The 21,452-nt window shown below is 61.2% G+C and carries 13 protein-coding genes and 1 tRNA gene; 8 read left to right on the top strand and 6 right to left on the bottom strand.

From position 1 onward, the window contains the following. Window positions 1-351: 351 nt before the first annotated feature. Window positions 352-648, bottom strand: coding sequence for a hypothetical protein (locus tag ACZ5B4_RS02285; RefSeq protein ID WP_464912824.1), 297 nt, complete (start codon window positions 646-648; stop codon window positions 352-354). Between the two features lie 578 nt (window positions 649-1,226). Between ACZ5B4_RS02285 and ACZ5B4_RS02280 the strand changes: the two genes are divergently transcribed. The 6 genes from ACZ5B4_RS02280 (at window position 1,227) to ACZ5B4_RS02255 (ending at window position 9,375) form a co-directional block, all read left to right on the top strand. Next, window positions 1,227-2,222, top strand: a complete 996-nt coding sequence (locus tag ACZ5B4_RS02280; RefSeq protein ID WP_464912823.1) for an aldo/keto reductase — start codon at window positions 1,227-1,229, stop codon at window positions 2,220-2,222. 88 nt (window positions 2,223-2,310) lie between these two features. Continuing rightward, window positions 2,311-4,344, top strand: a complete 2,034-nt coding sequence (locus ACZ5B4_RS02275; protein WP_464912822.1) for a RiPP maturation radical SAM C-methyltransferase — start codon at window positions 2,311-2,313, stop codon at window positions 4,342-4,344. A gap of 323 nt (window positions 4,345-4,667) precedes the next feature. Next, on the top strand, window positions 4,668-6,251 hold the full coding sequence (locus ACZ5B4_RS02270) for a trypsin-like peptidase domain-containing protein (RefSeq protein ID WP_464912821.1): 1,584 nt from the start codon (window positions 4,668-4,670) through the stop codon (window positions 6,249-6,251). A 456-nt stretch (window positions 6,252-6,707) separates the two neighbouring features. Beyond that, window positions 6,708-7,223 (top strand): transcription elongation factor GreA, encoded by a 516-nt coding sequence (greA, locus tag ACZ5B4_RS02265; RefSeq protein WP_464912820.1) that lies wholly within the window; start codon window positions 6,708-6,710, stop codon window positions 7,221-7,223. A gap of 204 nt (window positions 7,224-7,427) precedes the next feature. Then, the gene (locus ACZ5B4_RS02260) at window positions 7,428-8,759 is read left to right on the top strand and encodes a 4Fe-4S dicluster domain-containing protein (protein WP_464912819.1); all 1,332 of its coding nucleotides are present in this window, start codon (window positions 7,428-7,430) and stop codon (window positions 8,757-8,759) included. 55 nt (window positions 8,760-8,814) lie between these two features. Then, on the top strand, window positions 8,815-9,375 hold the full coding sequence (locus ACZ5B4_RS02255) for a BMC domain-containing protein (protein ID WP_464912818.1): 561 nt from the start codon (window positions 8,815-8,817) through the stop codon (window positions 9,373-9,375). Between the two features lie 149 nt (window positions 9,376-9,524). On the opposite strand, the gene ACZ5B4_RS02250 is transcribed toward ACZ5B4_RS02255, so the two are convergent. Both ACZ5B4_RS02250 and ACZ5B4_RS02245 read right to left on the bottom strand, forming a co-directional pair. Then, the gene (locus tag ACZ5B4_RS02250; RefSeq protein WP_464912817.1) at window positions 9,525-12,008 is read right to left on the bottom strand and encodes a BNR-4 repeat-containing protein; all 2,484 of its coding nucleotides are present in this window, start codon (window positions 12,006-12,008) and stop codon (window positions 9,525-9,527) included. 923 nt (window positions 12,009-12,931) lie between these two features. Next, a tRNA-Met gene (locus ACZ5B4_RS02245) sits at window positions 12,932-13,004 on the bottom strand. A gap of 463 nt (window positions 13,005-13,467) precedes the next feature. Here ACZ5B4_RS02245 and ACZ5B4_RS02240 point away from each other — a divergent pair. Continuing rightward, a complete protein-coding gene (locus tag ACZ5B4_RS02240; RefSeq protein ID WP_464912816.1) occupies window positions 13,468-14,823 on the top strand; it encodes a Gfo/Idh/MocA family protein in 1,356 nt (451 codons plus the stop codon). Window positions 14,824-14,940: 117 nt separating this feature from the next. Further along, the gene (locus ACZ5B4_RS02235; protein ID WP_464912815.1) at window positions 14,941-17,028 is read left to right on the top strand and encodes a glutaminase family protein; all 2,088 of its coding nucleotides are present in this window, start codon (window positions 14,941-14,943) and stop codon (window positions 17,026-17,028) included. Window positions 17,029-17,069: 41 nt separating this feature from the next. Here ACZ5B4_RS02235 and ACZ5B4_RS02230 read toward each other — a convergent pair whose 3' ends face one another. The 3 genes from ACZ5B4_RS02230 to ACZ5B4_RS02220 all read right to left on the bottom strand — a co-directional run bounded on the left by ACZ5B4_RS02230 (window position 17,070) and on the right by ACZ5B4_RS02220 (window position 21,162). Next, window positions 17,070-17,948 carry a deoxyribonuclease IV gene (locus ACZ5B4_RS02230; protein WP_464912814.1) on the bottom strand — a complete coding sequence of 293 codons (879 nt, stop codon included), beginning with the start codon at window positions 17,946-17,948 and terminating at the stop codon, window positions 17,070-17,072. 69 nt (window positions 17,949-18,017) lie between these two features. Next, on the bottom strand, window positions 18,018-19,640 hold the full coding sequence (locus ACZ5B4_RS02225) for a hypothetical protein (protein ID WP_464912813.1): 1,623 nt from the start codon (window positions 19,638-19,640) through the stop codon (window positions 18,018-18,020). A gap of 169 nt (window positions 19,641-19,809) precedes the next feature. Continuing rightward, the gene (locus ACZ5B4_RS02220; protein WP_464912812.1) at window positions 19,810-21,162 is read right to left on the bottom strand and encodes a Gfo/Idh/MocA family protein; all 1,353 of its coding nucleotides are present in this window, start codon (window positions 21,160-21,162) and stop codon (window positions 19,810-19,812) included. Window positions 21,163-21,452: the final 290 nt, after the last annotated feature.

Here is a 21,452-nt window from a genome sequence, read left to right as displayed (position 1 = left end):
ACCATTCCGCCGTGGGGTATTTTTCAGAACTTCCGGCATCCGAACCAAGAACCCACCGAAATAGCCCGGTCCGGGAAAAATGAAGCATGGAGCATATTGAGAAGCATATTGACCGGTGATTAGCGCAAACTCGCGCAGGGCTATGCACTTGGATGCCGTTACGAGAGGAAAAGTTCAAGCCGACGGAGTCCAACCCTTGCGCTGCGCCGTCGGGCCAGACAGGCTCTTATCCGCGAAAGATCTTCTGCGCGGATCGGTTGGGAGGATTAGCGTCGGCCGGGCCGGGCTGACCGCGTCGGAAAGCTGGACGTTCGTATTGAGCGTAGAAGGCCGATCGCCGGTTTCAGGTCTTCAGATCAAATCGCTCGCTGACAGAGCCGATTCGAGCGGGGTTACGACCTCCGCTTGATTCACGATTTCCACGTCGCCCAGGTCGGAGAGCGCCGCTTGCGCCAATTGTTTCTGGAAATAACTGCCAACTTTCCCGTGAATCACGAGCCGACCGTCATCAAATCGACATCGCAATTGTCGTAAAGCGGGATAGCTGCTGCGATCGAATCGCAGTTGAGCGGCCCGAGTCCACTCGTGTTCGTAAAGCTGCGGTGCCGCCGCCCCGTTGTGATGCCCCTGCAAAGAATTCTCAGACATGACCCCCTCCCTTTCCGAAATTCTCGAATCCGCCTCCTCGGCCGCAGCCCTAAGCGCGGATCAAGGACTCTACGTTCATTCGACTGCGTTCGCTACACCTCCACAGAAGAAGACGAAACTCTGATTTGATCCATTACTGACGAATCGGACAACTCGCACGCAATCTTTCGCCAGATATCACATCTTGCCCCGTTGTGCGTATGTTTCTCATGCTGACGGACCATACGTTCGATACAGCCATCGTGCCCGAAACGACTTTCTCGGAGACATGACTCACCGGACCTGAAGAGATATGGTGGATATGGAGAGAACCTTGTATGGCTTTGGCAACCTGGTATCCGTGGAGACCCAAGAGGTCCGACCATCGTTTTATTACTGGAATCGCGTTTGATTACCGGAATCGCCGCCCGCCGATGACGGCATCTATTTGACCGACCAAATTGAGAATCGTATCATTAATCCGGTCGTCGGGCGGGAAGTCGAAAAACAATTTGTTCCCGTGCCGACTCGTATCTGCATTCCATGTCGCCCCTGCCGTTTTTTCGAGCCAACGGCCTCATTTCCGAGAGGAGCAAGTGATGAGCCCTTCGACACGCCGCGAATTCGTTCAGAGTGTTTTGGCGGGCCTGGCCTTAGGATCGCGGATGGTCTTGGCCCAAGAGAGCAGTCCCAACGGATTGCCGACACGTCCGCTGGGCAAGACCGGCGAGCGTATTTCCATCATCGGTTTGGGCGGTTGGGACATCGGCGCCGTCAAAGATCAAAACGAGGCCGTCGCCATCATGCACGAAGCGATCAACGAGGGACTTACGTTCTTCGATAACTCATGGGATTACCACAACGGCGGCAGCGAGGAGGTCATGGGCAAGGCCCTGTCCGTCAACGGCTACCGTGACAAAGTGTTTCTGATGACGAAAGTCTGCGGGCGAGACTACCGGACCGCCAAATCCAACCTCGAAGACAGCCTGCGACGACTGCGAACGGATCGGATCGATTTGTGGCAATTCCACGGGATCCAATGGGACGACGATCCCGACCTGATTTTTGGGGAGAACGGAGCGCTCAAGTTCGCCTTGGAAGCACAAAAGCAAGGCAAAGTTCGGTACATCGGCTTCACCGGCCACAAGCACCCGCGGTTCCACCTCGCCATGCTGGCCAAGCCGTACGACTGGGCCTCGGTGCAGATGCCCATCAATGTTCTGGACGCCCATTACCTGAGCTTTCAAAAGCAGGTCTTGCCGGAATGCAACCGGCGCGAGATCGGAGTGCTTGGAATGAAGGCTTTGGGGTCCCAAAACGGCCGTATTCCGCGGGACACCGGTATCGAGGCCACCACGTTGCGACGTTTCGCCCTCTCGCTTCCCATCACCAGCCTCGTCTGCGGCATTCAGTCCCGAGAGAATCTCCGCCAAGACGTGCAAATGGCGAGGAACTTCCAACCGCTGACGGAAGGCGAGGTCGTGGCCTTGCTCGAACGGACCAAGGAACCGGCGGCCTCCGGCGAAATCGAGCAATACAAGGTCGGCAACTACGGATGCGACTGGTGGCACAACCTCGAAAAGTCTCCAAGCTGAAGGGGCTTTCGTGCGGAAAAACCTCCCCGGCCGCGCTCGACGGCCGAATCGTCGACCGAGTCGTTCGGCGGGATGAATCGCGAGCGGAATGATGCCAAGCATCGTTCTCGTCAACATGCCGTTTGCCAATCTCGCCTGGCCCAATCTCGGGATCAGCGCCCTCAAAGCGTCCGCGCTGCAACAAGGCATACCTTGCCGCATCGCTTACCTGAACTACGATTTGGCGGAACTTATCGGGGCCGACGATTACCAGTGGATTGCCGATTGCTTCGCCTTCGCGCTCGGCGGGGAACGGCTTTTCGCGGAATACTACTTCGGGGAACGACTTCCCCCGGCCGAGCTTTACTATCGCCAAGTCCTCCAGCGCGTGGATCCTGAATTCAGCGATCGGGATTACGCCGCCTATCGCCGCGTAGGGGAGTTCGTCAGCCCCTTTCTCGACCGATGTCTCGCGGCCGTGCCTTGGGAGGATTGCGCAGCCGTCGGATTCAGCGTCACATTTCAACAGACGCTTGCGTCGCTTTGCCTGGCACGTGAGTTGAAGGCCCGTTATCCGGATATTTGCGTGCTCTTCGGCGGGGCGGCATGCGAAGGGGAGATGGGCGAGCAACTTTTGGCCTCGTTCCCGGAAATCGATATCGTCTTTACCGGCGAAGCCGATCTGACTTTCCCTCCGGTGGCCGCCCAAGTTCTTGCAGAAGGACGTTGTCGGCAACCGCCGCCCGGGGTCTTGGTTCGGGGTCATTCGCCTTTCAAGTCGCCGGACTGCGGGTTGCGGGAAACAAGTTCGGCCGCCGACGTCGGGCGATCATCATGCCCGTCCAACGCCCCACCGCGACCCGCCCCCGAAGGCGGAAAGGAAGCTTCTTCGCCGCTCTTGCCGTTGGCGGAGAGCCGGTATACGCACGCACTCCTCGTCGAGGATTTGGATTCCCTACCCTTTCCGGATTTCGACGATTACTTCTCCCGTCGGGATGCGAGCCCGCTTCGTTACGATGTCGAGCCGCAATTGTTCTTCGAGATGTCTCGCGGGTGCTGGTGGGGACAAAAACACCACTGCGCGTTTTGCGGTCTCAACGGCGATTCCCTGCGATACCGCAGCAAGTCGCCGGATCGGGTTCTCGGGGAGTTGCGATACCTCTGGGATCGCTACCACGTCGTCCGGGCTTCAGCGGCCGATAACATCCTGGACCACCGCTATTTCGACAATCTTCTTCCACGGTTGGCGGAAGCTGCCTTGCCGATTCGTTTCGCCTGCGAGCTGAAAACCAATCTCACGCGTCGCCGAGTAGCCCTGCTCTTAACGGCCGGGCTTCGAGCCCCTCAGCTTGGGATCGAAACATTTATCGATCGAGTGTTGAAAGAAATCCACAAAGGCGCCGGAGCGATCCAGAATCTGCAAACGCTCAAATGGTTCAGCGAAGCCCGCGTGGAGGCCGAGTGGAACATCCTTTACGGCCTACCGGGTGAAGAGCCGGAGGATTACTCCTGGATGGCCGATCTGATTGAGAAGATCGTTCACTTTTCGCCGCCCCTGGCCGTCGGGCGAGCACGCATGGACCGATTTTCTCCGTTCTTTGAACGTCCTGAAGCGTATCAGATGACCGGCAAGAGGCCGTCGCAGGCCTTTCATTACGTTTACCCGTTTCCCGAGGAGATGCTTTCGGGATTGGCCTACTATTTCGACTTCGACTTCGCCGACGGAAGGCGGCCGGAGGACCACGTCGGCCCGCTCATGTCCGCCGTAGAGCGATGGCGACGCCACCATGACTCCGCCTCGCTGTCCATGCGGAGGATGCCCGACGGCGCGCTGATTCTCACCGACACCCGACCGTGCGCCGCTCGATTTCAACGGCGGTTGACGGGTTGGGAGGCGGCGGCGTATCAATTCTGTGATAGCGGTCGCTCGCTTCGGGCCGTCGTGGAATTCCTCGCCCGGGAATTCGCTTCGCCCCCGCTCGGCCAAGCCTGCGAATCGTGGCTGCGGGAATGTTGCCACGAGGGTCTCATGGTGGAATTGGGAGGGACTTTTTTGTCCTTGGCCGTTTGGGTACCGGATCAATCGGATCTGGCGGCTATCGTCCTCCGCGACTCCGCCGCCTTGCCGACCGGCCGTGCCTGATTTGCGACTGCTTCAAAGTGCGCGACAGGACGGCAACAGCTTCGCTCCCGCGGCAACGTTTCTCATAGGACCGTCGATCGGCGGAAGCGTCGTGGGGGCGGTGCCTTGCTTGTGCCTGCCCGTGGCCCGGGCGAGGCCCCGTGCTCCGCCGGCCGAGTGATGGCAACTGCCGTCGGAAGAAGCTTACCGGATTGGACCTCCATTCAACTTGCCGCCGGAATACGGCTCCCGGCGAGGGAGCGAACGGTTCTAAGGGGCATATGCCGTCGGTTCCGCGGTGGCAGTCCTGCTAAGGTTGGCTTTGGGATAAGGAGATTATCGAAATGGCCAAGGTCTTTGCGATCGTGTTGCGTAAGAAGACACTTTTCGCGTTCTGTGCGCTGTTCACAGCCACACTCTTGCTGGGAGCGGCATTCGCTCCGTGGGAATCCGCGTCCGCTCAATTGAAGTTCGCCACGCCCAAGAAGGATGGGGCGTCCCCCAATCATGAGTTCGCGAACCAACTATCAGCCGCCTTTCGCGACTGTGCCAACGAAGTTCTGCCCAGCGTGGTGATGATCCGTACGTTCTCCGCCCCCGCCGGACGCCGCGGCGGTCCAAGCGGCAGGGATCTTGGAGAGGGGATCGGCCCCAACCGGATTCCCAACCCGTTTCGCGGCACGCCTTTCGAAGACCTCTTTCAGGATCCCGACTTCGATGAGATGTTTCGGGGGATTCCGGCACAGCCTCGTGTAGTCGAAGGGCTTGGCTCAGGGGTCATCATCTCCGAAAACGGCTACATTTTGACTAACGCACACGTCGTGGAAGGCCAAGGGAAAGTCATGGTCCGACTCCACGACGGCCGCGAATTCGAAGCCGCCGAGGTGAAGACCGACCCCAAGACCGATCTGGCCCTCGTTCGCATCGACGGCGCAAAGGACCTTAAGGCGGCGGTACTGGGCGATAGCGATCGCGTTCAGGTCGGCGATTGGGTGGTCGCCCTAGGGCAACCCTTCGGTTTGGAGGGCACCGTGACGGCGGGCATCGTCAGCGCCAAAGGCCGAGGCTTAGGGATAGCCGCACGGGAAAACTTCATTCAGACCGACGCCGCCATCAACCCGGGCAACAGCGGCGGTCCTCTCGTGAACTTGGAAGGCGAGGTCATTGGGATCAACACCGCGATATCCACCCGATCCGGCGGGTATCAAGGAGTCGGCTTCGCCATCCCCTCCAACCTTGCGAAATGGGTAGCCGAGCGGCTTGCCGCCGATGGCGTGGTCCGGCGGGGTTATCTCGGCGTAGCCATCCAACTTATCGACGCCAATCTCGCCGAGCAGCTAGGGGTTGAGAGCAAGAGCGGCGTGGTCGTCACGGAGGTCTTCCCCCAAACGCCGGCCGAAGAGGCGGGATTGAAGTCCGGCGACGTGATCTTGTCCTTCGACGGCAAGCCGGTGTCCTCTCCCAACGAATTGCAAGGTCTCGTGGAGGAGGCCTCGCTGGATCAACGCCACAAGCTAGAGATTGTCAGGGACGGCAAGAAGACGACATTGGACGTGGTGGTTCGCGAGCAGCCGGAAGACTACGGCCTGGCCCGGTCCCGCGGCGGTAGAGCCGCTCCGCGCTCCCGCGATTCCGCCGACTTCGCCAAGCTCGGCATCTCGGTCCAGGATTTGACTCCGGAACTGGCCGAAAGTCTCGGCGTCAAAGCCGAGAAAGGTGCCGCCATCACCCAAGTCGAACCGGGCAGCCCCGCTGCCTTGGCGGGCTTGGACACGGGGATGGTCATCATCGAAGCCAACCGAAAACCCATCGCCGGCGTGGAGGATCTGCGCAAAGCCATCCAAGAGCAACCGCTCAGCAAGGGCCTGCTGTTGCGTGTCGAATCGGCGGCGGGCACGCGGTATGTGGCCATTCGGGTCGCCGAGTGACGAAGAAGACGAGTCCCGTCTGCCGATAAGTTCCGGCAAGGGCTGGGTGGAATCGCGGCGATTCTCCCAGCCCTTTTCCGTCGCCGCAAGGCGGCCGCAAGCCACCGGACGGCGCCGACACCCCCGAGGACGACCGACCGTGATCGGCTGCAAGCCGAATCCGCGGCCTGCCTCGCCGTGCTTCCCGGCAACGGAACGGCGGCATAGAGCGGAAAGCCCCCCTATGGTGGGTTGGAACCCGCAGGTTTCCCCAATGGGCGCGGGATGCTATAATACGCCTTGATTCGGGAATTCGTGAAGAGCTGGAAGCATCGTTTTCCGCCGGCGAGGACCGATTGTTTCGCGTGCTTTGCTTACGACAAGCTGGCAGCAACACGCATAAGACATGATTAAGATGCCCGTAAGGCAGCCGTTGTTTTCACACCGGCTTGCCTTCGTTTTTTGTGGAGACCGTACATGGACGATCGAATTCCCATGACCCAGACGGGTTACAACAAGATTCGCGCCGAGCTGGAGCATCTCGAAAACGTCGTCCTGTCGGAAGTCACGCAACGAATCGCCCAAGCTCGCGAAGAGGGCGATCTTAGCGAAAATGCCGAATATCACGGCGCCCGGGAGACGCAGGGAATGGTTATGGCGAAGATCCAATTTCTCCGGGACAAATTGTCCCGGGCCTACGTCATCGACCCTGCCCGCGTGCCGCGAGACGTCGTGGCGTTGGGAGCCACAATCACCCTCCGCGACCTCGACACCGGCGAAGAGGAGACTTTCACCCTGGTCGGGGCGGGCGAAGAAGACCTCGACGCCAATCGTATCCTCATCACCAGTCCGTTCTCGAAAGGATTCATCGGCAAGAAGAAGGGCGATATCGTCGAGGTTACGGTCCCGCGCGGCACGCAGCGCTACCAGATCCTTGATCTTCGCTACGAAGGTTTGGACGACGGGGACACCCAAAGTCCTTCGGAGCTCTGACAGCCGTTTCCGGATGCTGCGGGCTTGGCATGGCGGAGAAGGTCGGGCTGAATCCGTTGGCAGGGGCAAGATCGGCGGAGTATGCTTGAATACTCGCCCGACGCGGCGTCTCAGCATTTGGCGCCACGCGCCGGCGGTCCGGTTTGAATAAACCCGCGTTTCATTGCGCATTCTCTCCCCTTGCAACTTTCGCCTCTCCGGTCCATGACGCAGATCACTGTCGAGCAAGTACGGGAAGCGGGAGTCGTCGGTGCCGGCGGTGCCGGGTTTCCCACCCACGTCAAGCTGGCGGCCAAAGCCGACACCGTCTTGATCAATGCCGCCGAGTGCGAGCCGCTGCTTCACAAGGACAAGGAAGTCCTTCGCGATTACGCCGACGCCGTCATGGAAGGGCTGGCGCAAGCCATGCGCCTGGTCGGCGCTTCCCGCGGCATCATCGGGATCAAAGGCAAATATCACGACGTCATCGAGCTGCTCCGGCCCCGTCTGCCGAGCGGCGTGGAAATCGTCCCGCTCCCCGACGCCTATCCCTCCGGCGACGAGTTCATCCTTGTTTACGAGGCCACCGGCCGCGTCATCCCGCCGGGCGGCATTCCGCTGCACGTGGGCGCTGTCGTGATCAATGTCGAGACGGCCAAGAACATCGCCGAAGCGGCCGTGCATCCCGTTACGGAAAAATACCTGACGATTGCCGGGGCGGTAGCGGAACCGGTTACGATTCGGGTCCCCATCGGCGTCACCCTCGAGGATTGCGTCGCAGCCGCGGGCGGACCGACGGTGCCCAATCCCCAGTACTTGGTCGGTGGGGTCATGATGGGGTATTTGGAGGACAACCATCAGGCCCTGGTGGACAAGACCACCGGCGGCGTGATCGTGCTGCCGGAAGACCACGTCGTGGTGCGGCGACGGCGCCAAGATTGGTCTCAAATCGCGCGGATCGGCCGCTCGGCTTGCGATCAGTGCAGTTACTGCACCGAGTTGTGCCCCCGCTGGTTGCTGGGCCACCCCATCGAACCGCATCGCGCCATGCGCAGTCTCGGTTTCAACCTGGTGGGCGAGGCGAACTTCATCGGCACGTCGTTTTGCTGCGAGTGCAATTTGTGCAGCCTCTACTCCTGTCCGGAGGACCTGGACCCGAAGAACGTCTGCACGCAAAACAAACGACGCTTGGCGGCGGAAAAGCGTCGCTGGGAAGATCCGCCGTTCCTGCCCGACCGCGCCCAACGCCATTTGAAGAACCGCCGGGCGCCCACCGCGAGGTTGATGCGGAAACTCGGCCTTACCGTATTCACCAACAAGGGGCCTTTGGTGGATCGTCCGCTCGCGGTGAGCCGGGTCGGGATCAAACTCAAACAGCACGTCGGCGCGCCGTGTCGTCCTACGGTCAAGGTCGGCGACTTGGTGCGGCGGGGACAATTGGTCGGCGCTCCACCCGAGGTGAATGGGAAGCCCGCTTTGGGGGCTCCCGTCCACGCATCCCTGGACGGCCGCGTCGTCGCGGTCGACGAGTCGGCGGTCTGGATTGCGGCCGAATGACGGCGTGTCTCACCGTGCTTTTCCTCCCTAGCAGTAGAAAAGGAAGGTCCATCCGATGTCCACTCCGCGGGCGATTGGCGCGATCGAGCTTTCCAGCGTGGGAATCGGTTACCTGGTCGAAGACGCGATGCTCAAGGCCGCCTCGGTGGACTTATTGATCGCGCGGACGATTTGCTCCGGCAAGTACCTCCTCGTGGTCGGCGGCGGCGTCAGCCAGGTGCAATCCGCCATTCAAGCGGGATTGAACGAGGCAAGCGATTCCATCATCGACCACCTGCTGATTCCCAACGTACACGAATCGGTCTTCCCCGCGCTGGGGCAATCCGTGATCCTGGGCAAGGACCATGCGGGAGCGCTGGGGGTGGTGGAAACGTTCAGCGGGACCAGCGCCTTGGCGGCGGCCGATGCCGCGGCGAAGGCCGCGCGAATCACGCTTTTCCGCATCCACGTCGCCATGGCCCTGGGCGGCAAGGGGCTGATCTTGATGACCGGCGGCGTGGCGGACGTGCGTGCCGGCGTGCAGGCGGCGGCGGACGAGGCCCGCTCTCGCGGCTTGCTCGTCTCCGAGGTCGTCTTACCCCGCCCGGCCCCCGAACTCTTCGCCGACTATTTGTGACCGGCCGCCGGTCTTCCGTCCCGTCGCGCGACTTGAGCACCGTACGACGTTCCGCTCGCGCAAGACCGATTGCGGCCCGCGCTTGCCCCGTCAAAAGAACCCGCCTCTTGGGTGGCCGAAATCGGGCACGGCCCAGCCGCGTTCGTCATTCACTGTGACACGCCGCCCGGTCGAACGAGATCGGTTCGATCGGCAAGTTTCCAGGTTCGCCCCCCGTCGGGCGACATGAGCAATGCCCGACGCCTCGCCGGTTGATCGTTGCGGTAAAACCAGTAGGTCGACCAACAGTCGTACGAGAGGAAGAGCCGTCCGAGACGATCGATTGTCAGCCGATGGTAAAAAACGCTGTATTCCGAAAACGGCGGAATGACGAGGACCCGCGGCGATTGCCATGCGTCATCCGTCGGCTTTTGCTGGTGGGACAGCGTCGCGAAGATGCTCAGCGGATGGGGAGGTTCTTGCGACTTCCAAAGGCGAAAAACGGCATGCAGCGCATCGTCCGGCCCGCACACCAGGCCGATGTACGTCTGCCTTAGCCCCTCACCCAGGATTTGCGGTTCCGTCCAGCCTCCCCCTGCGTCATTGGGTGCGAGGGACCGGGCGTAGGGAAACGGGGCCCCGTGCGTGCCGCCCAGCGTGTGCAGGTAGCCCCGGCTATCCATGGTAATACTGGGCGTGTTGTGTACGTCGTTGGCGGGCGGACCGTAGCCCACGAATGCCTTCGGCCCGAGTTCCGCACTTGCTCGGTCATAGGTCGCGACACACGTCGGCGCGCCGGGTACTTTCTCCGCGGGGTCCGTGGCCTCGGACCAAATTACGTGGACCCGACCCTCACGGGAAACGACGCACGACGGACTGCCGGAGTGAGCCGAATGGCCGAGCACGCTCTCGGAGATTACGACCGGCTCGGCGAAGGCGATTTCCTCTCCGCGAAACTCCGGCAAAATCAGCTCCAAGCGATAGAGTCGCCGCCAAAAGACTTTGGGGTCGGCCTGTAGAAAGGTGTAGCGCAGCAGCGGCGGCGGCCCGTCCGACACATTGTGCCCTGTGAAAACCTCGATGTCGAACGTGCGACCGTCCCCTTGCCGCGAAGGAATCTCGCACGCTGTCCACGTCCTCGCCCCGTCGCCCGAAACCAGCAAACACGAGCGTCCGTCGGCTTGGCCGACAAAGTAAACCCGGTTCCGGCGGTCAAAGGCGATCTTCGGCGTCAAGGCGACGGCCGATTCCACGGCCTTTCCCGTCCCGGCCCAACGACAGACGGCGGCCGGCTCGCGGCGATCCCACTGTCGGCCGTCCCACACGAAAAGGGCATTCCCCGAGCTTACGTACGGCCGATTCTCCATGTCGAAATATACCTGGTTGTCCGTCGGATAATCGGGCAGATAGCCGAGCAGTTCGTTTTCGTGCTCGTAGGGACGAAGCGTCAGCGGCAAGCTCAAGGGGGATTCGGCGGGCGACTTGCCGGCAACGACCGTCAGAGTGGAGTAGGTCGTGATACCCGATCCATCATCGGGCTTAACCCGGACAAAACACTCTCGGGTTTCGCCGGAAGAACCGACCTGATAGCGGATCGTAACGCTTGTGGTTTCGTCCGGTCTCAAATCGAACGATTCAGGGCCGTCAATCCGTACGGGCCACGAATCCTGCGGAAACTCTAGCCCAAGCCGGAACTGCCTCGTTGTCGGCGCCATGTTGCGGAGTTGAAAGACGACCGCACCTTCGGTTTGCGGGTCACCGTAGGCCGTGCACCGGTAGGGCGTGATGAGCCAACGGTTGGGCGGCCAATCAAACCAAGCATCCCGCTGCGGCGTCCAGACCGTCACGTCACGGTAACGATCGCCCGACTCCCATTGGGTGACGCCGTCGATGTGCAACACCCCCTGCTGTTTGGAAAAATGGATTCGCCAAGGGACCGCTTCCCGCGCGATGTTCGCCGAAAAGCGGTAGGCGGCTTTTCCCTCCGTCACGGGAATCTCGGCAAGATGATTGTTGCGGGCGTCGAAGACTTGCAATGCCCTCACGTCTTCCGGAATCCCCTCGGCCTCCACGCCGAACTCGCCGAGGCGGGGAAGAAAGACGACGTCGCCGGGCTTGCCGGGCTGAAGCAACACAATCGGTTCGCGATGGGCCTCATCCCGATGGCCGCGCGCCGTCTCAATGACGTAGCGGGGACAGTTGGTCCGGAATCCCCAGGCGATTTCGTCCCCATACCGATCTTGCGAAACCGTGATATTCAGGCCGTAAACGCCGGGACGATGGACCTTCGCTTCCAATCGTACCGCCCGAAAAGGGCCCGGTCCCTTGCCGCCGGGCAAGCCGTCGTCGGGAATACGGGCTTCGGCTAGCACGCGGCGATCCGGGCCGAACAGAATGGCGCGCAGCTCCGTCACGCGGTTGTAACGGTGAAGATCGCGTTTGTAAACTTCCACCCAAAGCGGCCCCTCGGTGGCGAAGAAATAAGCTCCCCCCGCCCCTCCGACGGCCCAAGGTACCTCTTCCTCGGACAACACCCGTTCCTCGGACAACACCCGCGGCGTAGGCGTTTCCATCGCGGGGGCCGGCAATCCGCTGAAACCAAGCACGCAGCCCAGGCTCACGAAGAAGGGCAACAGGCGGAAAACCAAACGCATGGCAATGCTCCCACGAGTCTCGAATTGGACGAACGGCCCGCCCACGGGCTCGCCGCGGCGATCGAAGCATTGTAACACGGTCCGGACTGCTGAACCTACCGATGCAGGTCGGATTATCCAGGAGTTCCGTCCATCCGGTCCCGTGGCTGGAAGATCGCGGCCTCGGTGCATCGCGTCGGGGGAAGCGTATGCCGGTTATGGATTCGAGGAGAGGTCGCTGGACGCAATCCGGCCCTTCCCGGCCGCATATGCCTGACGCCGGTGAGTTGGCATGGGAGTCACTACACCCCGCGTGACCGCGAACGGCGTAGCGTCGCAACAAACGTCGAAACAGTTGATTAAGAGCCGGGATTGCGCGGATCCGGGAAGGCATATCCTGCGGATTCCTCCGCCTGAAACGGACGGTCATGGCCAAGGTTATCCGTTTGCCCGATGTTCCCGCCTGTGCTCCCGCACTTGGCGGCGGCACTCGAAGCGGCCCGACTCGGACAAGCTAACATCCGCCACCAACTCAGGAAGCGAGCGTCGTGGAGGCGGGCCGGGGTTGGTCCGGTGCCGCGAACGTGCGGTAACATCGATTCCAATTGATTGCCCGAATAGGGGAACAGCCGTCGCCCCGGTCGTGGCACGCGATCAAGGCTCGCGAGAAACCCCGACACGCGGCAAGGTGCGCTCTGCGCTTCTTAACCGCTCGGCTGGGCCGTGTACCGAGGAAGTCCGCAAAAGGCACTATCCCAATTCAACGCGAATGGAGAACGCCGCAGCAACCGGCAGGCCAAGGAGCGCTACCAGAGGTAGCAAAAACCCGAATACGGGTTCCCACGAGAAAAGACACCGAAACGAAAAACCGCCCGCGCACTCCCTGGATTGCGGCTTCGTGCAACGGATGGATTTTCGTAAAGCCCGACTAGGCAAGCACTTAGTTGCGGGGACAGGATTCGAACCTGTGACCTCGAGGTTATGAGCCTCGCGAGCTACCTGCTGCTCCACCCCGCGATAATTCCGAAGGCCGCAAATCGCCGACGGACCGGCGACTCACGAAAGCCGTCTCTCATTCCATCCAATATAACGGATTTCGGTCCCTGGTCAACGTACCCCTTCTGGTCGCGGCCAAGCGGAATTACCGCATTTGAGTCTCGCCTTTTATTTGCCGCGAAAAGGACATCTCTGGGACGTGCTCACCGCGTTACGGCAAGCGATTCCGGCCGAAAGGGAGATCCAAGGATAAATCGGTGCCCATCATCATGACGGGTCATCAAGTCGGGGTCCCGGGCCGCGGTTTATTGCGGGAGCATGTCGGGGAAGTTACTATAACACCAACACACCGCTCGGCCGTTCGGCGCAAGCTTGCACCGGATCGCGGTCCTTCCGAAGGCGGTGATATTTCGCCTCTCAGTATACGGCGAAGGTTCTCCCGCCACGCAATTCTCTTTTAACCGGAATAGGAAAGGGATCGAAAATGCACGACACGTTCTTGCAAGGGAATCGGCGGCAATTCTTGGCCGGCACCAGTGCCTTGGCGTTGGGCGCGGCGGCGCTTGCCCGCGGCGTTCCCGCCGTCCACGCCGCGGAAGACAACACCATTCGCTTGGCCTTGCTCGGCTGCGGCCCGCGCGGAGCCGGAGCGGTAGCGGACGCCCTGAGCACCCGCGAAATGGGGCCGATCAAGCTCTATGCGATGGCCGATATCGACGAAAACCGCTTAAATGCGTCGCACGATGCCTTGCGGGAGAAGTTCGGAGAGGACATCGACGTGCCGGCGGACCGCCGTTTTGTGGGATTCGACGCCTACAAGAAGGCGACCGATCTCTTGCGGCCCGGCGACGTGGCCATGTGCACCACCCGGGCGTACATCCGGCCGATCCATGTGGAGTATGCGGTCTCGAAGGGGATCAACGTCTTCATGGAGAAGCCGTTCGCGCCGGATCCGGTCGGCTTGCGTCGGCTCTTGAAGGCGGGCGAGGAGGCGGAGAAAAAAGGCGTCAAGATCGCCGCCGGTTTGCAATGCCGGCATTCGCCGGCCCGCGCCGCCCTGATCGAAAAGATCAAAAGCGGAGCGATGGGCGACCTGATTTGCATTCGCGCGAACCGCTTGGAGGGCCGATCCTGGCTAGGCCGCGTCGGACAGAAGGCGAACAGTCTCCTGGAACAACTGCAATTCGGCAAGATCCACCTGTTTTGGGTCGGATCGGGCCATTTCGTCGATTATTTGATCCATCAGATCGACGAATGCTGCTGGCTGATGGACTCGTGGCCTGTGTCGTGCCACGGTATGGGCGGTCGGGAGGCGGGCAGCGACGATCACGGCCAGAACTTGGACGTATATTCCTTGGAGTATACCTTCGCCGACGGGCGCAAGGCCTTTTGCGGATTCCGCCGCGCCCTGAACGGACATTCCGAGTTCGCCACGTTCGTGCACTGCGCAAAGAAGGCCGGCCAGTTCTCGGGAAACGTCCACGCCGCCACCGTGCACATGTTCAAGGATCAGCGGATCGCGGACGACAACATCGAATGGTCGCCGGAACCGGATCGATTCAGTCCCTGGGTTTATGAATGGCGGGATTTCATCACGAGCATTCGGACCGATCGTCCCCACAACGAGTGCAAGCGGGCCGTCTATTCGGACTTCACCACGTTGATGGGGCGGGCGGCGGCTCACTACAACCGCATCGTAACCTGGGATGAGGTCTTCAACTCGCAATTCCAATTCTGCAACTATCTGGATGAGCTGAATTACGATTCTCCGGCCCCGGTCTCTGCCGACGAAGAGGGTTATTTCCCGGCTCCGGTGGCGGGGCAGTGGACCGAGCTGTAAAGACTCGACTGCGGCAGCCTTCCCAAACGACGACGGTCCGGTGCGAGCGACCAGGCGACATTTCAGTCCTGCTCGCCGTTTACCGCTTGGCATACTCTTTTTTAATCAGAGGGAATCATGACGAGAATCTTCAGAGCCGGCCTGTTCCTGGCAATCATCGCCGCGTACGACGGGGGCATCTCTCGGTCGGAAGAAGTCCCGGCGGGCCGCCCTCCGGCCGTGCCGCTGGTGGTGCACGATCCGTATTTCAGCGTATGGTCGTTCGGCGACCGTTTGACCGACGATTGGCCGCGGCATTGGACGGGGCGCGTCCACGCCCTGTGCGGCATGGTCCGTGTGGACGGAACGACCTTCCGCATCCTGGGCCGGCCTTCGCCCGACATCCCGGCCATGAAGCAGATCGGCCTGCGAGTCTTGCCCACTCGAACGATCTACCAATTCGAGGGCGGCGGCGTACGTGTGGGCCTGACTTTCTTCTCTCCCGTCTTGCCGAAGGACCTGGACGTCCTTTCGCGACCGCTCACGTACATCCTTTGGGAGGTGCAGTCCGTCGACGGACTGACCCACGCCGTACAGGTCTATTTTGACAGCACGGCCGAGCTTGTCGTGAACGAACCGCGGCAGCGCGTGGTCTGGAGCCGCGGCTCCTCGGACGGCACGGTCTGGATGCGCATGGGATCCGAAGAGCAGCCCGTCTTAGCCGCCTCGGGCGACGACCGGCGCATCGACTGGGGGTATCTCTACACGGCGGTGCCGGGAGGAGTTGCCTTTCGCACGGTCCTGGCCGATGCCGGCACGGCGCGGGAGGCTTTTTGGACGGACGGCGTCATTCCCGGGGCGGACGATACGGATCAGCCTCGGAGGGCGGATCATCGCTGGCCCGCCGCCGTGTGCTGCTTCGATTTGGGAGAAGTCGCCGAGACCGCCAAGACGTGCCGGATCATGCTGGCGTACGACGACCTTTTCTCCATTCAGTATTTCGGCGAGAATCTGCGGCCGTATTGGCGGCGAAACGGCTGGGAGGCGGAGGATCTGCTGTCTGCCGCCGATCGCGAGTATGGCGACCTGCTACGGCGAGCCGTCGCCTTCGATGACCAGCTCCTTGCCGCCGCCGAAAGCGTGGGCGGCCGGGGATACGCCAACCTCATCGCACTGTCTTACCGGCACGCCGTCGGGGCGCACAAGCTCGCGGCCGGCCCCGGCGGAAAGCCCATGCTTTTCAGCAAGGAATGCTTCAGCAACGGCTGCATCGGAACCGTAGACGTGCTTTATCCCGCTGCGCCCATCTTCATGCTCTTGGATAACGACTTGCTCAAGGCCACGGTCACACCGGTGTTCGAGTATGCCGCCATGCCGCGATGGCGGTTCCCCTTCGCGCCGCATGACTTGGGCCAGTATCCCCTCGCCAACGGTCAAGTCTATGGGGGGCGTGAGCAAAGCGAGGAGAACCAGATGCCGGTAGAAGAGTCGGGCAACATGATCATCGTTGCCTACGTCATCGCCCTGAATGACGGCAATACCCAGTACCTGGAGCCTTACTGGCCCCTTCTCGTAACCTGGGCGGAGTACCTGAAGGCCAAAGGCTTGGATCCCGAAAACCAGTTGTGTACGGACGATTTCACGGGCCATTTGGCCCATAACGCCAATCTGTCGATCAAGGCGATCGTCGCGTTGGCATGCTTCGGCAAGCTATGCGAAATGCGGAAATCGGCTGATCAGGCCGCGGAGTACTTGAGCTTGGCCAAAACCTATGCCGAACAGTGGGCGTCGTTGGCCGACGACGGCGATCACTTCCGCCTGGCCTTCGACAAACCCGGCACGTGGAGCCAAAAGTACAATCTGGTATGGGATAAGCTCCTCGGTCTCGACCTCTTCGGGCCGGAGGTTCGGGCTAAGGAAATCGCGTACTACAAGGGTCAACTTCAGCCCTACGGACTGCCGCTCGACAACCGATCGCTCTTCACGAAGACGGATTGGGAAGTTTGGACGGCCACGCTGGCGGATGACCGGGCCGATTTCGAAGCCTTGATGAACCCGGTATACCGTTTCGTGGACGAAACGCCCGACCGAATCCCCCTGACCGATTGGTATTGGACCGATTCGGCCAAGGTCCGCGGCTTTCGAGCGCGGCCCGTGATCGGCGGCGTCTTCATCAAGATGCTGGAATCGACTGAAGTTCGCCGACGCTTCGGAGCCTGGGAATAACGACCTGCCGCCTTTCGGCCGCGGTGAAACGCCTTCTCGTATCACCGCGAACGGGCGAGCTTGCGCAACAGCTCGAGATTGACGGCGTCCCAATCTCGGCCCTCCGCGTTCGTACCCTTCGGCGTCTCCAAGTACATCGGGATGCCGGCCAAGCGGTCGTCGCGAAGCAAACGGCGGAAGGCATCCGTGCCGAGCTTGCCTTGGCCGATATGGGCGTGCCGATCCACGCGACTGCCGAAGTCCGCGCGGCTATCGTTGAGATGAACGGCTCGGATCTTGGTGAGGCCGACCACGGCATCGAATTCGCGCAGGACTTCGGCAAGACCTCGCGGTCGGTGAAGGGGATAACCCGCCGCGAAGAGGTGGCAAGTGTCGAAGCAGATGCCGAGTCGGCCGGGATCGCGCACAGCCTCCAAGACCGCGGCCAGGTGCTCGAATCGCCACCCCAGATTCGTGCCTTGGCCCGCCGTGGTCTCAAGGAGGAGTTGCGTCCGGGTCCGCGGCAGCCGTCGGTGAACCGAGTCGAGAGCCTGGGCGATTCGCCTCAGACCGGCCTCTTCGCCGCCTTCGATGTACGCTCCGGGATGGACCACCACGTAGTCCAATCCCAGCAGGTCCGCCCGCTCCAACTCGGCGGCCAAGGCATCGACGGAACGATTCCAGAGAGATTCATCGGGACTGGCGAGATTGATCAGATACGAGTCGTGCGAGATGGCCGCCGTCAAGCCGCTACTCCGCAGCGCTTCACGGAAGGTTTGTGCCTGTTCCTGCGAAACGTCCGGATCGCGCCACTGGTTGGAATTCTTGGTGAAAAGCTGAAGACATTGGCAACCCACCGCCACGGCCCGCTCCACGGCGCGGTGGTAGCCTCCCGCGATCGACATGTGAGCACCGAGAAGCAGAGGGGTGCGTCGTGCCACCGGCGTTTCTCGTTTCGGCGGAGGTACCTACGTGCGTGGGTTTTGGGGGCAGCCGCCCCGAAATGTCCTTTAGGGCAAGTGAACCGGCTGCCCCAGTCGCTTGGCCCAACCCATGGTGGACATGAATTTCGGGGACTGTCTGGGATCTTCATCGAAGAATTCGAGAAGCCCCCAGCTCCCCCACTTCGACCAGTGCGCGACGGAGCTGAAATAGCAGAACAAGTCACCGCCGTTCTCTTCCCAAGCTTGGTAGTAGCGATCATAGATGCGAGCCATGCGGGGATCACGGTTGGCTTGGAGGAAGAGGGCGGTCATGATCTCGGAATTCTCGCCGCCGCCTACTCCCACCAGGTGCTGCCCGCCTTCATAGGCTATTAGACGCAAGCCGAACTTATCCGCCACTTCCTTTTGCCCGCGAATCCACGAGATCGCCATCGGTAGGCATTCATCCTCGACATGGCCCATCAGTCGATCGAGCGACCAGCCTTCCACCGTTTGGACGTTGATCCCAGCATGACCCTCAGGCGAAACGTTGAGCGAAATATACGGCGCGATCGCCAGCGCGTCGGCGCGGCGATAGGCGTCCTGAAATTCGCAGATGCGTTCGGAAACATACGGATTGGCGCCCTGCGTGGCGAGTACGCGAACCAAACGTTCTCGGCCGCCGAAAACTTCCTCCCAAATCGCAAAGATTTGCACCGAACGGTAGGCGGTATAACGCCAAGCGGCTTCCCAAGGTTTCTCGGCGAAGCCCAAACGCATACCCTCTTGGCCGGCCCAGCGGCTCTGTTGAAACATGGCATTCCAGATCTCGTTGGAATACTCGATATACACTTTCCGCTTGGGGTCGAGCCGGTCCCTGACCATCCGGGCGAAATTGCGCACGTACTCGTCGTCCGCGAGGTGCGGCATGCAGAACCAAGCATCGGCCTGCAACCGATTGCAGAGGTCGATCATCCATTCCAGCGGAACCCCTTTTTCACAGAAAGTGGCCGAATCCGGTGTGGGGCGTTCACTCCAGCTTCGAATCTGGGAGTTGTTCGTTTCCATCCAATCCATGAAACGCAGACAAGCCATACCCTGCCATCGCCGAAGAAAGGCGGGATGAAAAGGATCTTTCTCGAAAGACTGTTCAAAACCGGGCATGATGACCCGAATGTTCCGCACATAGTCGGCGGGATCGGTCCTCCTCAGCCTGAGGAACAGGGCTCCCTTGCTCGCATCAACATCGGCCACGATTCGGCCGGGAACTTGCGACGCGATCTTGCCGGCCCCCGCCAAATCCAGCTCGCCTTTGCCCTCGTACAAAATCACGTATTGGCCGGACGGATAATGGCCGTCGTCGATCGTACACATCAGCGTTTCGGCGTAGCAGTCGGGCTGAAGGCGTTTGACCCAACCATGCTCGTCCAGGTCCAACGCCGGGCCTTTACCCCAGGGTTGGCCCTCCCGCTGACTAATCCACGGCCTGGAGAGGCGGAAGACGTCGACGAACGGCAATTCCGTGTTCCAATCGGCCGGTCCGGCAAGATTCATTCCCAGCCGGGGTACGGGCTTGAGAGCGGCCGAATCGTCTTCCGCGGCCAGAACCGCGGGGCGTCCGTTCCCGGCGTCCGCGCTCAACACTGCAAGCACCGCCAAGAGCGAGCCAAACAGACCCATCCAATTCAAGCAACCGGATACGGACCTCACCTTGCTCGTCCCAAACCCCATTGCGTGCAACCTTTTTCGAGAGCGGAACAGATACGGAATCTCGCAACCTCACGCCCAGCCGGATGGCAGCACATCCCGATGCCGGTTCGGCGCCCGGTTTTGGGTATTATTCCTTGCGGTGGGATAAAGACAACCGGCGGCCCCGCGCTCATCGCCGGCCGAAAAGACGACGCCGCGACGGCGCCGGGACATGACGTGCGGGCGGCGACCCGCTCGGGCAAGGGGAATCCTCGGGACGACCGAAGTCCGGGATCCAAAGTCGCTCACCGCCTCGCAGGGCCGATTGATGGGCCACGATGCCGGGTGCGGTATAGGCCACGGCTTCGTACACATCCACGGCCGGCCTTCGCTCATGCACCAGGGCATCGATGAACTCGTGGGTAATGAACGTGTGCGAGCCTTCGTGGCCGGAATCGTGCCGCAACGGTTCCGGTAACATGTCCGTGTTCCACCACTGCGGGATATCGTATTTTTCCACCTTCGCCGCGGCGCGCTGGAAGCCGCCGGTGTCCAGCTCCTTCAACTCACTCGCACGCACGATGGTGGCGGGCTGGCCGTAACCGTTCGGGCACAAGAAGCTCATTTGATCGCCGTACCATTCGGCCCTCTCGCCGCCGACATGCGCGCCCGACCACCACACCTCGACACGAAACGAGTGATCCTTCTCGGTGAGAAACTCCGCGGTTTCGTTCCAGAACGGGTTCGCGTAGACGTTGTCCTTAAGGAAGGAAGAGCCGTCTCCCCAGCCGATGCAGCTCACCGCCTTCAACCGCTCTCCGGTCACGCCCACCATATGGACCGTGCAATGGGTGGGATAGTGCATGGGCGGAAAGCCGTAACGCCAAGTCCGCTTTCCGTCTTCCACGAACAGGTCCTCCAGTCCGGCGTGACGGTACATCGAATACGCGGCATAGACCGTGCCGAATCGGCCCTCTTGAAAAAACCGCCGGGCCGAAATGGTATGCTGTTGCCAGTAGCCGGTCTCGGCCATCATGTACGTCAAGCCGGTTCTGCGGACCGTATCGACGAGCAAGGCGCACTCTTCCAATGTCATCGCGGCGGGAACCGCGGAGATGACATGTTTTCCAGCCCGTAAGGCGGCTACCGCGTGCGGGACATGATTGGGGGCCTCGGTGAAGATGCCGACGGCTTCGATATCCTTGCCGTCCCGGAGCATGACCTCCAAGGACTCATACGCTTGCTCGCAACCATACACCTTTTGCAAGGTCGCCCTTCGCTCCGGACGCAAATCACTCACGCCCGCCACCACACACTGCGGGTGCTCGTGCCACTGGAACGAGGCTCCGAAACGTCCGCCCACGATGCCGATGCGCACCTTGCGTTCCGCGGGCTCTGCGGCGTGGACGCTACGTGCCAAGAACGCAGACGATAACGCAGAGACGCCGATCGCCTGCACGGCTCGACGGCGAGTCCACAACGCCCCGCCCTGATTTCGGTCGCCTTGGGAAACATTCCGATCGGTGTTCTCGAATTTGCGCACGACCACCTCCGTTGGAGCTTCGAACAATGAGGCCAACCGGCAGCGGAAAGGGTTGTTTACCCCACCGTATTTAAAGGATAGCTTACCGGATTTTCCCACATTCTGATCGCCGAAACCGGGATGTCAAGCATTCTCCGCGAAGGATGCCGAGGAACGAGACCGACGTCTCAATCGCGCTGATGGGGAAACGGCATTGAGCGGGCGGGCTACGGAACGAGAGCCGCCTGTCCGCCGGCCGTCACGGTGCCGCAGGAAAGCGGGGAAGAATTGCCCGTGGTACCTTAGTCGAG

This window comes from Thermogutta hypogea, from assembly GCF_055386265.1.
This window is presented reverse-complemented; position numbering and strand designations above follow the sequence as displayed.

Coding starts and splice junctions, on each gene's coding strand:
- greA (WP_464912820.1), top strand. CDS start 6,708: ATGGACGATCGAATTCCCATGACCCAGACGGGTTACAACAAGATTCGC.
- ACZ5B4_RS02235 (WP_464912815.1), top strand. CDS start 14,941: ATGACGAGAATCTTCAGAGCCGGCCTGTTCCTGGCAATCATCGCCGCG.
- ACZ5B4_RS02260 (WP_464912819.1), top strand. CDS start 7,428: ATGACGCAGATCACTGTCGAGCAAGTACGGGAAGCGGGAGTCGTCGGT.
- ACZ5B4_RS02240 (WP_464912816.1), top strand. CDS start 13,468: ATGCACGACACGTTCTTGCAAGGGAATCGGCGGCAATTCTTGGCCGGC.
- ACZ5B4_RS02280 (WP_464912823.1), top strand. CDS start 1,227: ATGAGCCCTTCGACACGCCGCGAATTCGTTCAGAGTGTTTTGGCGGGC.
- ACZ5B4_RS02250 (WP_464912817.1), bottom strand. CDS start 12,008: ATGCGTTTGGTTTTCCGCCTGTTGCCCTTCTTCGTGAGCCTGGGCTGC.
- ACZ5B4_RS02255 (WP_464912818.1), top strand. CDS start 8,815: ATGTCCACTCCGCGGGCGATTGGCGCGATCGAGCTTTCCAGCGTGGGA.
- ACZ5B4_RS02285 (WP_464912824.1), bottom strand. CDS start 648: ATGTCTGAGAATTCTTTGCAGGGGCATCACAACGGGGCGGCGGCACCG.
- ACZ5B4_RS02275 (WP_464912822.1), top strand. CDS start 2,311: ATGATGCCAAGCATCGTTCTCGTCAACATGCCGTTTGCCAATCTCGCC.
- ACZ5B4_RS02270 (WP_464912821.1), top strand. CDS start 4,668: ATGGCCAAGGTCTTTGCGATCGTGTTGCGTAAGAAGACACTTTTCGCG.